At 40.8% G+C, this 11780-nt stretch carries 15 protein-coding genes; 6 read left to right on the top strand and 9 right to left on the bottom strand.

Annotated features, from left to right (window positions below):
* Positions 1 to 8 precede the first annotated feature (8 nt).
* From Q0K96_RS14160 to yajC, 4 genes are all read left to right on the top strand, one after another.
* Complete coding sequence (locus Q0K96_RS14160) at positions 9 to 1097, top strand: Glu/Leu/Phe/Val dehydrogenase dimerization domain-containing protein (RefSeq protein ID WP_297334634.1); 1089 nt, start codon at positions 9 to 11, stop codon at positions 1095 to 1097.
* 121 nt (positions 1098 to 1218) lie between these two features.
* Complete coding sequence (nusB, locus tag Q0K96_RS14155; RefSeq protein ID WP_297334633.1) at positions 1219 to 2124, top strand: transcription antitermination factor NusB; 906 nt, start codon at positions 1219 to 1221, stop codon at positions 2122 to 2124.
* Between the two features lie 18 nt (positions 2125 to 2142).
* Positions 2143 to 2625 carry a DUF1573 domain-containing protein gene (locus Q0K96_RS14150; RefSeq protein WP_297334632.1) on the top strand — a complete coding sequence of 161 codons (483 nt, stop codon included), beginning with the start codon at positions 2143 to 2145 and terminating at the stop codon, positions 2623 to 2625.
* Between the two features lie 5 nt (positions 2626 to 2630).
* Positions 2631 to 2918, top strand: coding sequence for a preprotein translocase subunit YajC (yajC, locus tag Q0K96_RS14145; RefSeq protein ID WP_297334631.1), 288 nt, complete (start codon positions 2631 to 2633; stop codon positions 2916 to 2918).
* A 63-nt stretch (positions 2919 to 2981) separates the two neighbouring features.
* On the opposite strand, the gene Q0K96_RS14140 is transcribed toward yajC, so the two are convergent.
* Genes Q0K96_RS14140 through Q0K96_RS14130 form a run of 3 tightly spaced genes read right to left on the bottom strand, consistent with a single transcriptional unit; the run spans position 2982 to position 5002 of the window.
* Positions 2982 to 3677 (bottom strand): NAD-dependent deacylase, encoded by a 696-nt coding sequence (locus Q0K96_RS14140; RefSeq protein ID WP_297334630.1) that lies wholly within the window; start codon positions 3675 to 3677, stop codon positions 2982 to 2984.
* Between the two features lie 6 nt (positions 3678 to 3683).
* On the bottom strand, positions 3684 to 4472 hold the full coding sequence (locus Q0K96_RS14135) for an anti-sigma factor (protein ID WP_297334629.1): 789 nt from the start codon (positions 4470 to 4472) through the stop codon (positions 3684 to 3686).
* Positions 4469 to 5002 (bottom strand): sigma-70 family RNA polymerase sigma factor, encoded by a 534-nt coding sequence (locus Q0K96_RS14130; protein WP_297334628.1) that lies wholly within the window; start codon positions 5000 to 5002, stop codon positions 4469 to 4471. The genes Q0K96_RS14135 and Q0K96_RS14130 overlap by 4 nt, the downstream gene beginning before the upstream one ends.
* Before the next feature lie 56 nt (positions 5003 to 5058).
* Here Q0K96_RS14130 and Q0K96_RS14125 point away from each other — a divergent pair, with 56 nt between their 5' ends.
* Complete coding sequence (locus tag Q0K96_RS14125; RefSeq protein ID WP_297334627.1) at positions 5059 to 5724, top strand: RNA methyltransferase; 666 nt, start codon at positions 5059 to 5061, stop codon at positions 5722 to 5724.
* Here Q0K96_RS14125 and Q0K96_RS14120 read toward each other — a convergent pair.
* The 6 genes from Q0K96_RS14120 to Q0K96_RS14095 form a co-directional block, all read right to left on the bottom strand.
* Entirely contained in the window at positions 5721 to 6485 is a 765-nt protein-coding gene (locus tag Q0K96_RS14120; RefSeq protein ID WP_297334626.1) for a carboxypeptidase-like regulatory domain-containing protein, read from the bottom strand. The two genes, Q0K96_RS14125 and Q0K96_RS14120, sit on opposite strands and share 4 nt — an antisense overlap.
* Positions 6486 to 6565: 80 nt before the next feature.
* Positions 6566 to 8353 (bottom strand): DEAD/DEAH box helicase, encoded by a 1788-nt coding sequence (locus tag Q0K96_RS14115; RefSeq protein WP_297334625.1) that lies wholly within the window; start codon positions 8351 to 8353, stop codon positions 6566 to 6568.
* A 99-nt stretch (positions 8354 to 8452) separates the two neighbouring features.
* Entirely contained in the window at positions 8453 to 9025 is a 573-nt protein-coding gene (locus Q0K96_RS14110; protein WP_297334624.1) for a non-canonical purine NTP diphosphatase, read from the bottom strand.
* Positions 9026 to 9499, bottom strand: a complete 474-nt coding sequence (locus Q0K96_RS14105; protein ID WP_297334623.1) for a DUF4870 domain-containing protein — start codon at positions 9497 to 9499, stop codon at positions 9026 to 9028. It abuts the gene before it with no gap.
* Positions 9475 to 9885: a DUF2752 domain-containing protein gene (locus Q0K96_RS14100; protein ID WP_297334622.1), complete on the bottom strand. Its 411-nt coding sequence runs from the start codon at positions 9883 to 9885 to the stop codon at positions 9475 to 9477. Before Q0K96_RS14100 ends, Q0K96_RS14105 begins: the two co-directional genes overlap by 25 nt.
* Before the next feature lie 4 nt (positions 9886 to 9889).
* Positions 9890 to 10234 (bottom strand): TM2 domain-containing protein, encoded by a 345-nt coding sequence (locus tag Q0K96_RS14095; protein ID WP_297334621.1) that lies wholly within the window; start codon positions 10232 to 10234, stop codon positions 9890 to 9892.
* A gap of 248 nt (positions 10235 to 10482) precedes the next feature.
* On the opposite strand from Q0K96_RS14095, the gene Q0K96_RS14090 reads away from it, so the two are divergent.
* Positions 10483 to 11748: a pyridoxal phosphate-dependent aminotransferase family protein gene (locus Q0K96_RS14090; protein ID WP_297334620.1), complete on the top strand. Its 1266-nt coding sequence runs from the start codon at positions 10483 to 10485 to the stop codon at positions 11746 to 11748.
* Positions 11749 to 11780 lie beyond the last annotated feature (32 nt).

Raw genomic sequence — 11780 nt, 5'->3', positions numbered from 1 at the left:
CAGAAGTTATTAAAGCTAACGACCTTACGAAAGCTGATCCTGTATTTGGCCAGGCTTCTTTTAATGACCACGAGCAAATCGTTTTTTGTCATGACAAAGATACTGGATTAAAAGCAATAATCGGTATCCATAATACGGTTTTAGGGCCGGCACTTGGAGGCACGAGGATGTGGAAGTATGCAAATGAATGGGAGGCGCTGAATGATGTTTTAAGGCTTTCCAGGGGAATGACATATAAGTCTGCTATTTCAGGGCTTAACCTTGGTGGTGGTAAGGCTGTTATAATAGGCGATGCCAAAGCAGACAAAACTCCCGAAATGATGACCAGGTTCGGGCAGTTCATCAATTCTTTAAGCGGAAAATATATAACTGCAGAAGATGTAGGTACCACTACACCCGATATGGATATAATAAGGGAAGTTACTCCTTATGTTACAGGTATTTCTGAAGCTAAAGGTGGCTCGGGCAACCCGTCTCCGGTAACGGCTTATGGCGTATATATGGGTATGAAGGCTGCTGCAATGCACCAGTTTGGCACTGATAAGCTTGAAGGTAAAAAAATACTGGTTCAGGGTACAGGCCACGTTGGCGAAACCCTTATAAGCTATCTTACTAAAGAAGGTGCGGTAGTATATGTAACGGATATTAACGTAGCAAAAATGCAGGATGTAGCCGGTAAATATGGTGCACACGTTTATACAGGTGAAGATATTTACAGTGCCGATGTTGATATTTACGCTCCGTGTGCGCTTGGTGCAACTGTAAATGATGAAACAATACAAAGGCTTAAGGCTAAAGTAATAGCAGGTGCTGCCAATAACCAGCTTGCTAACGAAGAGGTTCATGGTAAACTGCTGCAGGAAAAAGGAGTATTGTATGCTCCTGATTTCCTTATCAATGCCGGTGGTATTATAAATGTATATGCCGAAATAGTTGGCTATGATAAAGCTGAAGCAATGAAAAGGACTGAAAATATTTACAACACTACGCTTGAAATATTACACTTTGCAGAAGCTAACCACATAACTACGCAACAGGCTGCAATGTCTATCGCCCAAAAGAGGATAGACGACAGGAAAAAAGAAATGGCTAAATAAACAGCTATAATAATATTTATTTATAATTTTGCGAAGCGAAAGAAAATTTCTTTCGCTTCTTTAATTTTTAAACAGTTCTTACAGTCGGATGTTAAACAGGAGACATATTCGGGTTAAGGTGATGCAGTCTATTTATGCCATGCATCAAAATGATTCAGACAATCTGGAAAAAGAGGAGAAATTTCTGTTTCAAAGCATAGAAAACATCCGCGATCTATATCTTATATTGCTTTCAGCACTTGTAGAGCTGAGGAACAGCGAAGAAGATTATATAGAGAAATCTTCAAAAAAGCACCTTGCAACCCCGCAGGAACGCAACCCTAACCGCAAGTTCATCAACAACAAGGTATTACTGCTGCTTGACGAAAATAACCCTTTGAGTATAGCGCTTGCTGACAGCAAGATAAATAACTGGAAGCTGAATGATGACTATATACTGATATTGCTTGATGCCATAAAGAAAAGCGAAGTATATGCTAAATACATGCACAACAGGGAAAATGATTTTGAGGAAGACAGGGATTTTATTGCCGAGCTTTATACAGAAGTTATTGCTCCCGATGAAAAGCTATATGAATACCTTGAAGATTACAAACTAACCTGGGTAGATGATATACCATTAGTTAACACACTCATAGCCAAGCAGCTTAAAATGTTAAAGCCAGATGGTAACTTTTTTGTTCCGAGGCTGTATAAAGATGAAGATGATAAAGACTTTGTAAAAGCGCTTTTCAGGAAAACAGTTTTAAACGAAGTAGAGCTTGCAAAGGAATTTATAGACAAAACCCCTAACTGGGATACAGAACGTATTGCAGAAGTAGACGCCATAATACTGAAAATGGCTATATGTGAATTTCTTAAATTCCCGTCTATTCCTGTAAAGGTTACCATTAACGAATATCTTGAAATTGCAAAAGAGTATTCTACGCCAAAAAGTAGTATTTTTATCAACGGAATTCTGGATAATCTTGTAAAGGATTATCAGAACAATAATAAATTAGTGAAAACCGGACGCGGTTTAATGTAAAACTTAAAAACTGAAACTATGTTAAAAAAGACAGCAGCTATGTTTGCCATAGCATCTTTAGTACTGGTATCTTGTAAAGATAATGCCGCTTTGCGTATTGACGACAAGACTGCAAAGGAAGCTGAACTTGCCCATGCCGAGGCAGGTAAGGTTGCCGTAATGAAGTTTGATGAAACCGAGCATGACTTTGGCGATATTAACGAAGGTGAAACAGTAGAACATACCTTTATCTTTACCAATGCAGGAAGCTCTGATCTTGTTATAAGTAATGCAAAAGCAAGCTGCGGCTGTACTGTGCCAAGCTATACTAAAACCGCTGTAGCACCGGGCGAAACAGGCGAGGTTAAAGTATCGTTTAACTCTGCCGGTAAAACAGGAAACCAGAACAAATCGGTTACTATAACAGCAAATACCGAAAAGGGTACAGAAGTAGTAAACTTTACTGCCAACGTTAAGCCTAAAAGCGGAGGTATAGGTGCCGCTTCTCCTAAAACCAAATAATTTAAATGGAACAGATACAATCTTTTTTACCTTTAATTTTAATGTTTGTGGTTATTTATTTCCTTATGATAAGGCCACAGCAAAAAAGGCAGAAGCAGGAAAAGGAATTTGAAAAGAACCTTAAAATAGGGGATAAGATAATTACCAAGAGTGGCATACACGGAAAAATTCTGGAAATTGCCGACGATACTGTAGTTATAGAAACAATGGCAGGTAGGCTTAAAATGGAGCGTTCGGCTATATCGCTTGAGCTAAGCCAGAAGCTTAATGCCCCGGCTAAGAAAGAAGTATAGAACTATCTTTTGAATATCAAAACACCGGCTGGAGGCCGGTGTTTTTTGTTATTATCACTATTGTTACAAATAGTTTTTCAGTTTCTCTTTTAATACCTCCATACCCTCGCTGCCCGCCATAGGCAATACTTCAAGCGGATTACTAAGATTGGGGATATAAGCAGGCTTAGGATCTATATAATAAACAGGTATGTCAGGCTTTGCATAATCTATAAGTCCTGCAGCAGGATATACCTGCAAAGATGTACCGATTACAATTAGTATATCGGCCTGCGCTACAATATCCATTGCATCCATTATTGCCGGTACAGCTTCACCAAACCACACAATATGGGGCCTTAGCTGCCTTCCTGTTTCGGGGTGCAGCATCCCCTGGGTAATATCTTCCCTGCAGTCTATTACAGCATTTTCATTAATGGTACACCTTGCCTTTAGCAATTCGCCATGCAGGTGCAGCACGTTTGTGCTGCCGCCGCGCTCATGCAGGTCGTCAACATTTTGCGTTATAACGGTAACTTCAAAATCACTTTCAAGCCCGGCAATAATTTTATGGGCTTTGTTGGGCTCCACTTCAAAAAGCTGCCTGCGCCGTTTATTATAAAAATCGAGTACCAGTGCAGGATTTTTCCTGAAACCTTCGGGAGAAGCAACCTCCATAATATCGTGGCCTTCCCAAAGGCCGCCTGCATCACGAAAGGTAGCAACGCCGCTTTCAGCGCTTACCCCCGCGCCACTTAGTACTACAAGTTTTTTCTTCATTTGCCATTATACTTTACCAAGTGTATAAAGCTGTTCAAGAGTAGGGGCAACGCTGCCGCCAGCAGGCTCAAGCGTAATACCAAAGGCTTCTGCACCTTCATAATTCTCTACTCTGTATATACCTTTGGCAGCATTGGCATCTTTAGTATCAAGCACGCCAATACTGGTAGGGGTCATCGGGTTAAGCTTTAAAGCCCACACCTGGTATACCTTTCCTTCAGGAGGTTCGGGCAACCCGGCAATGTCTACATAAATTTCATCATAAGTATCGTTAACATATACTTTTGCATAGGCCTCCGGTGCTATCTGCTGGCCTTCAAGTAATACATCTTTACTTTCTTTGGCACGCAGCATATTAAGTGCACGCTCTGTTTGAGAGTTATCACGTTGCAACCCTGCCACCATCTGCTCAAATTTATTTCTCTCTGCACTGGCTTGCTGTGCCTCTTCACTTAGTTTGTTATATTGGTAATACTGTACTCCTATACCAAACATAAGTACTGCCGCCGCTGCCCAACCAATATATGGAGCGATGCCGCGCCTGCGTTGAAGGTTAATGACTCCGTTTTCTTTTTCAATCAGTTTTTCGCGTATCCTGTTATAATTTTCTGCCGAAAGGTTTGGTGATATACTGTAAGACAGGTTTACCACAGCCTTTTCTATACCAATAATTTCTGCCTGCACCTCTGGGTGCTGCTTTGCCATCTGTTGTATCTCATCATTTTCGGCCTCCGTAAGTAATCCGAAAACAAAGAGTTCAAGTGTACCGGATGCTATTAATTCTTCGCTGTTCATTGTACCTGTAAAATGGTTCTTAATTCGTTAATGCAGTTCCTGTTCTGCGTTTTTACTGTGCCAAGCGGTATTTCAAGCTCATCACTTGCTTCCTGCTGTGTATAGCCCTTAAAAAAGAGCAGGTCTATAAGCCTTATGCACTTAGGCTTCAGCTTGTTTATAAACTCTTTTATACCAATGGCGTCTATTTTATTGGTTACGGAGGTATTGTGGTCCAATATATGTACGAAGTTATCTGCAGAGAGGTTTTTTTTGCTGTTGTTGTGGCTTTTAGAGCGCAGCCTGTCTATAGATGCATTTCGCGCTATGTTAAGTATCCAGGTAAAAAAGCGGCCTTTGCTGTCATTATAGCTGTCAAGGTTTTTCCATATTTTTACAAAAACTTCCTGCAGAATGTCCTCACTTTCTTCCTTGTCTTTTACAAGATTAAAAATAATACCATAAAGGCTTTTAGAGTACATGTCATACAGCAGGGTAAAGGCATTGCTGTCTTTTTTATAAATTTGCACCAGTAATTCTTCCTGTGTCATTAGGTTGGTTTTAAGAACCCCTAATTTAGAAAAGTTTTTTAACATTAACACCTAAAATGAAAAATACCTCTGATTTAGAATATCTGGCATATCTTGAAACTTTTATAACTGAAAACCGAAGGGATAAATTTATTGAGATACTGCAAAGCCGCACTACACATTTTACCATAGCCATAGAGGATGTTTTTCAGCTTCATAACACTAGTGCCGTTATGCGCACCTGCGAAGTATTCGGCATTCAGCAAATGCACGTTATAGAAGAAAAATATGGTAAAAAGATAGATAAGGAGATAGCGCTTGGCGCCCAAAAATGGGTAGATGTCAACAGGCATGCCAGCGCGCAAACCTGCATTGACTCATTAAAACAGCAGGGTTATAAAATTATAGCTACATCTCCGCATAATGACTCCTGCCTTATGGATGATTTTGAGATCAGCGAGCGTTCTGCAATATTTTTCGGGACAGAAAAAATGGGGTTAAGTGATACTGTTATGCAACAAGCCGACGGTTTTTTAAAAATACCCATGGTAGGATTTACCGAAAGCATTAATATATCTTCTTCTGCTGCAATAGTAATACAGAATATTACCGGCAGGCTGCGAAAATCTGATATAAGCTGGAAGCTGACAGAGTATGAAATTCTGGAAAAACGTATAGACTGGACACGTAAATCTATAAAGGATATAGATTTTATAACCAGCAAATATCTTGAAACGGTTTAGTTGCGATTAAGCGCTTTATATTCTTCATAACACCCGCTTATGGCATCCATAATTTGCAGGTCGTTTGCGGTGGTTATAAATGCTTCAGAGTAGTTGCAGCGCTCCAGTATCTCGACAATTTCTTCTTTGCTAACGCCCAGAAGGGCAGCAAGGGTTTCCCTGTCAAATTTAGAGGCAAGCACATTACGCACAGTGTCGTCTTTTTTCATCTCCCTTAGCCTGCGCATCTCTGTAGGCTTTTTGCCAAATGTATTATGCAACAGGTCGGCAGGGTTAAATACCGAGCTTAAAATGCGTTTAAATGCGCCTGGAGAATACTCACCACCTTCATAACCTAATTGCAGTCCCGATATATTATAACGGTAATCAGGCTCTTTAATAGGGGCAAGCTTGGCATCTATTTGCAGGTAACCGGTAAGGTCATATTTATTAATAACTACCTCCTCAAGTGTGTAAGCGCGTTCTGTAAAGGGTATTTTTGTAGAAGTGGCACTGTTAATCCAGTCGTTTGTTACCCTTACTTTAAGTGACTGGTAACCCGCAAGTGACAGGTGGAGTGTATCATTAACTGTTGCTTCTATGGTAAAATTACCCCTGTCATCGGTAATGGTACCCTTAACTTTGTTGATGTTGATTACATTAACGTGTGCAACAGGCAATAAGGTGCCATCGTTAATTATTGTTCCTGTAACCGACTGCACTTTTTGTGCATTTACGGTGCCTGAAAAAAGAATAAGAAAAAAAACTACAAAATACCTCATTGACTGTTTATGTAATGTAAAAGTAATAAACAAACGCGATATTTTGTAGTTAGTATGCAATTATGCGCAAATATTTTATATTAGCTCCTTCTTGGCCTTCTGTCGCCCGAGCCTTTTCGGCCTTCACCTCTTCTTGATGTACGCTCAAAAGAACCCTCTTTGCGGCCTCCTCCTTTATTATTATTGCCTGCGCCAAAAGATTCGCTTCTCCTGCCACCACCCCTGTTGTTGTGGTCGCGGCGGCGGTTGTTAGAGCCACCGTCGTTTTTAGATATTTCTACGTTTATCCTGCGCCCTTCAAGGTGCATGCTGTTTAATGTATCTAAAACAATATTGGCATGTTCTGCATCAGTATTAAAGAATGAAAAACCTTCTTTAACATCCACTTTAAACACATCATCGCGGCCCAGGCCAAGCGTGTCGCGTAAAAAGTCCTTAAGCGTCATCCAGTCGAAATCATCGCGGGATCCTATATTGATAAAGTAACGCACCGCACCGCCATCACTACTAAAGCTTGCAGGGTCTTTCCTGTCGTTGCCTCCCTGCTGTGATGTAAGGTCACGGTTTTTCTTGTAGTAATTGATAAACCTGTTAAACTCAACAGATACCATCTTCTTGATAAGCTCTTCTTTAGAAAGGTCTTTCAATACTTCATATATAGCAGGCAGGTAAGAGTCTATTTCATGGTCTACCTCAACATCTTTTATCTTATTGGCAAGGTGGAACAGCTGTATTTCGCAGATCTCAATTCCTGAAGGTATCGATTTTTCTTCAAATTTTTGTTTGATAACCTTTTCAATAGCCGTTATTTTCCGCCATTCACTTTTTGTAATAATTACAATTGAAGTACCCAGTTTACCTGCACGGCCGGTACGGCCGCTACGGTGGTTGTAAGTTTCTATATCATCGGGCAACTGGTAGTTAATAACGTGAGTTATATTATCCACGTCAATACCCCTTGCAGCCACATCGGTAGCAACCAGCATTTGTATTTGCCTGCCACGGAACGATTTCATTACAGAGTCACGTTGTGCCTGGCTAAGGTCGCCATGCAGCGCTGCGGCATTATACCCGTCTTCTATAAGCTTATCGGCAACAACCTGCGTATCACGTTTGGTGCGGCAAAATATAACCGAGAAAATATCAGGGTTGGCATCTGCAAGGCGTTTAAGCGCTTCATAACGGTCGCGCGCATTTACCATATAAAACTCGTGTGATACTGTAGATGAACCCGAGTTTTTGTGGCCAACTGTAATTTCAAGCGGCTTGCGCATAAACTCTTTTGCAATACGGGCTACTTCCTGCGGCATGGTTGCTGAGAAAAGCCATGTGCATTTTTCATCGGGCGTGGTAGAAAGTATAGATACTATATCTTCATAAAAGCCCATATTAAGCATTTCATCAGCTTCATCAAGCACACAAAAATCAATTTTAGATATATCTACAAGGCCACGATTAATCATGTCCTGCATCCTGCCCGGTGTAGCAACAATTATCTGTGCACCGCGCTTAACTTCACGCGCCTGCTCTGTTATGCTTGCACCGCCATATACCGCTACGGTATGCAGGCTTTTTATGTACTTGCTGTAAAGCTTTATCTCATTTGTAATCTGCAGGCACAACTCGCGTGTTGGCGAAAGTATTAATGCCTGTGTATTCCTGTTATCAGCATCTATCTTCTGGATAAGCGGAAAGCCAAACGCAGCGGTTTTACCCGTTCCTGTTTGTGCCAGCGCTACAATATCGGTATCTTTTTCCAATAATAGGGGAATCGCCTTTTCCTGTACTTCACTCGGGGTCTCGAAACCCAGATCTCCTATCGCCCTCAGTAGCGACTCATTTAATCCTAATTCTTCGAATTTTTTCATATAAAATTTAAAATAGCTGCAAAGGTACTGTTTATTAGCGAGATATGCTAATGCCTGTAAGAGAGTTTTGACTTTTTGTTGCTATTGTAAATCAAGAGCTTACGGTAAAAGAAAATCTATAAGCTGTTTTACAGCCCTGCCGCGGTGGCTGTGCTCTGCTTTTTCTTCAGGAGGTATTTGGGCGAATGTTGCATTTTTGCCTTCAGGCTTAAAAACCGGATCATAGCCAAATCCGCCGGTTCCGGCTTTTTCATTTGTTATTTCGCCGTTTACAATGCCTGTAAATAAGTGTTGGCTGCCGTTTAAGTTCAGGGCAATTACGGTTTTAAAGCGGGCACTGCGGTTTGTTTTACCGTTAAGTTCATTAAGCAACTTCTCCATATTGGCTTCGGCGCTTTTTTCTTCGCCTGCATATCGCGCCGAATATACGCCGGGTGCACCGCCAAGTGCTTCAACTTCAAGTCCGGTATCATCTGCAAAGCAGTTGTAACCATACTTTTGAGTTACATAGTCGGCCTTAAGTATGGCATTGCCTTCTATAGTATCGGCAGTTTCGGGTATTTCTTCAAAACAGCCTATATCTTCAAGGCTCAGCAATTCAATTTCAGCCGGTAGCCTTAGTTTAATTTCATTAAGCTTGTTCTTGTTGTTAGAAGCAAATACCAGTTTCATTTATGTTAAGTAGTTGTTGTTGGTCTTTCTTTTGCTGCAAAGGGCGTCTGTTATGACTGCAATTACAGCCCAGCGCACGTTTTCTCCCTTTTTTACTTTAGATGCGGTAATCATTACAGCCACGAATTCACAGATGTTGAGTAAAATTACACCAAAAATGTAAAAGCCATAATACCAACCCGGTTCATCATCAGTAAAAATGAGCCTTAAAGTCCAGCCGATAGCCACACTGTTAAATGGCATGATAATCAACTGTGCAAGCATCGCCTGTATACAGTGCCAGCGCACGTAATAAGATGATTTCAGGTTACTGAAATAATATATCAATGATGCTATAAAATTTACAATAGGCAGGGGCAAGCCTGCTATAAGCCCCACAATAGCCATAAGGTAGGCATTGCCTGCCTGCTCATGCTCGTGCGGGTAAACTATGGCTTCATCCTGAGTAGTTATATTCCCTTCTGTATATTCCATATCCAGTTGATTATAATTAATAAAACCAGCGGAACAGCAATCCACTTTTTTACAATTGTTTTCTCGAAGGTACGGTAATTTTTATAAACAGTATCTTTTCCTGTAGCTATATCAAATATGAGCCAGAATGGCAGTATTATCATGATAACGGCAAGAATTATACCTATGGGGTTTGTTAAAACAGCTTGCTGTACCTGCCCATTTAACAGATGTACCAATGAGCGGGTAGAACCGCAGGAAGGGCAGGCTATACCTGTTACGTTCTTAACTATGCAGGGCGAAAAGTTTGCAGGGCCTGTACTGTGGCGGTAAAACGCCCATGCAAGCCATGCATATCCGCCTGTAAGTGCAATACTAAGTATAAGGTATAGCCTGTTCCTGCTCATTAAATTAAATCATAGACTGGATTTTCTCCATGTTTTTCTGTTTTGTAGCGTCCTGTATAAGGAACCAGTCAACAATTGTCCAGATGCCGGCACCGCCGCAGGTTAACAATTTTGCTACACCAAGGCCGGTATCACCAATCATAAAACGGTCTATACCAAAACCGCCTGCAAGCAGTGATACGATCTGGATGTTAGACGGGTCTTTTAATTCTGATGAAAAAATCTGCGGCCACTTAGAGTCATGCATTCCTGTTAGCTTTTCTCTAAGGAAAGTAATGTGGTGTCCTAAGAAAAACCTTGAGTTGGTCATGAGGTACATGTCAGCCTTTAAATTCGAATTTGCGTCCATTTTAATTGGTTTGGTTAAAATTATTACTTGTTTTAGTGATGGCGGTAAAACTAATGAAATATTTTAATTCTTTAGTGGTTGTTAAAATTTTAACACAGTACAGCGTGTATTGTTTTATAATATGGTAAAGACTTGACTATAATATATCATTTTTCGGCAAGTACACAAATATTGATTTTAAAATTATTATGACGATAGCAATATAATAATTACTTTTGATGCTGTTTTTAAAAGACACAATTGATATTATGGTAAAAGATTTATTTGAGAGGATACAAAAGAACAAAGGCCCTTTGGGAAAATGGGCTTCTCAGGCTGAAGGCTATTATGTTTTCCCGAAACTGGAAGGCCCTTTGGCAAACCGTATGATGTTTCATGGCAAAGAAGTGATTAACTGGAGCATTAACGATTACCTTGGCCTTGCCAACCACCCCGAAATAAGAAAAGTTGACGCCGAGGCGGCACAGGAATATGGCTCTGCCTACCCAATGGGGGCACGTATGATGAGCGGGCATACCTCATGGCACGAAAAGCTGGAACAGGAGCTTGCAGTTTTTGTGCAAAAAGAAGCGGCTTACCTGCTTAACTTTGGTTACCAGGGAATGGTATCTATAATTGATGCCCTTGTTTCTAAAAACGATATTATTGTTTATGATGTAGACTCTCATGCCTGTATAATAGATGGCGTGCGCCTGCACATGGGTAAACGCTTTACCTACAAGCATAATGATGTTGAAAGCCTTGAAAAAAACCTGGAACGTGCCACAAACATGGCCGAAACAACAGGTGGCGGCATACTTGTAATTACCGAAGGTGTTTTTGGTATGCGCGGGCAGCAGGGCAAGATTAAAGAAATTGTAGCCCTTAAAGAGAAATATAACTTCAGGCTGTTAGTAGATGATGCACACGGCTTTGGCACACTTGGTAAAACAGGTGCCGGGGCAGGAGAGGAGCAGGGTTGCCAGGATGGTATAGATGTTTACTTTTCTACGTTTGCAAAATCTATGGCAAGCATAGGTGCATTTGTGGCTGCCGATAAAGATGTTATCGACTTTTTGAAATATAACCTGCGCTCACAGATGTTTGCGAAGGCATTACCAATGATACTGGTTAAAGGTGCGCTTAAACGCCTTGATATGCTGCGTACTATGCCGGAACTTAAAGATAAGCTTTGGGAAAACGTAAATGCGCTGCAAAACGGACTTAAAGAACGTGGCTTTAATATAGGCGATACCAACACATGTGTTACACCTGTATACCTTGAGGGCAGCATACCGGAAGCAATGGTAATGGTAAATGACCTTAGGGAAAATTATAATATATTCCTTTCTATAGTTGTGTATCCTGTTATACCGAAAGGTATAATTTTGTTGAGGATGATACCTACTGCAAGCCATACTATGGACGACATTAACCAGACGCTTGCCGCCTATGAGGCAATTCGTGAAAAGCTTGAAAACGGTACTTATAAGAAAATAGCCGCCGAAACAACGGTAGATGTTTCTGCTGAGTAATTCAGATAGTACATTATATTCATAAAAAAAGC

The organism is Flavobacterium sp. (assembly GCF_024305175.1).
Taxonomy (GTDB): domain Bacteria; phylum Bacteroidota; class Bacteroidia; order Flavobacteriales; family Flavobacteriaceae; genus Flavobacterium.
Note: the sequence above shows the minus strand (reverse complement) of the source record. Positions and strands in the feature narration are given on the sequence as shown.

Excerpts from the sequence above, each read along its gene's own strand:
- nusB (WP_297334633.1), top strand. The coding sequence starts at position 1,219 with ATGCAGTCTATTTATGCCATGCATCAAAATGATTCAGACAATCTGGAA.
- Q0K96_RS14150 (WP_297334632.1), top strand. The coding sequence starts at position 2,143 with ATGTTAAAAAAGACAGCAGCTATGTTTGCCATAGCATCTTTAGTACTG.
- yajC (WP_297334631.1), top strand. The coding sequence starts at position 2,631 with ATGGAACAGATACAATCTTTTTTACCTTTAATTTTAATGTTTGTGGTT.
- Q0K96_RS14140 (WP_297334630.1), bottom strand. The coding sequence starts at position 3,677 with ATGAAGAAAAAACTTGTAGTACTAAGTGGCGCGGGGGTAAGCGCTGAA.
- Q0K96_RS14135 (WP_297334629.1), bottom strand. The coding sequence starts at position 4,472 with ATGAACAGCGAAGAATTAATAGCATCCGGTACACTTGAACTCTTTGTT.
- Q0K96_RS14130 (WP_297334628.1), bottom strand. The coding sequence starts at position 5,002 with ATGACACAGGAAGAATTACTGGTGCAAATTTATAAAAAAGACAGCAAT.
- Q0K96_RS14125 (WP_297334627.1), top strand. The coding sequence starts at position 5,059 with ATGAAAAATACCTCTGATTTAGAATATCTGGCATATCTTGAAACTTTT.
- Q0K96_RS14120 (WP_297334626.1), bottom strand. The coding sequence starts at position 6,485 with ATGAGGTATTTTGTAGTTTTTTTTCTTATTCTTTTTTCAGGCACCGTA.
- Q0K96_RS14115 (WP_297334625.1), bottom strand. The coding sequence starts at position 8,353 with ATGAAAAAATTCGAAGAATTAGGATTAAATGAGTCGCTACTGAGGGCG.
- Q0K96_RS14110 (WP_297334624.1), bottom strand. The coding sequence starts at position 9,025 with ATGAAACTGGTATTTGCTTCTAACAACAAGAACAAGCTTAATGAAATT.
- Q0K96_RS14105 (WP_297334623.1), bottom strand. The coding sequence starts at position 9,499 with ATGGAATATACAGAAGGGAATATAACTACTCAGGATGAAGCCATAGTT.
- Q0K96_RS14100 (WP_297334622.1), bottom strand. The coding sequence starts at position 9,885 with ATGAGCAGGAACAGGCTATACCTTATACTTAGTATTGCACTTACAGGC.
- Q0K96_RS14095 (WP_297334621.1), bottom strand. The coding sequence starts at position 10,234 with ATGGACGCAAATTCGAATTTAAAGGCTGACATGTACCTCATGACCAAC.
- Q0K96_RS14090 (WP_297334620.1), top strand. The coding sequence starts at position 10,483 with ATGGTAAAAGATTTATTTGAGAGGATACAAAAGAACAAAGGCCCTTTG.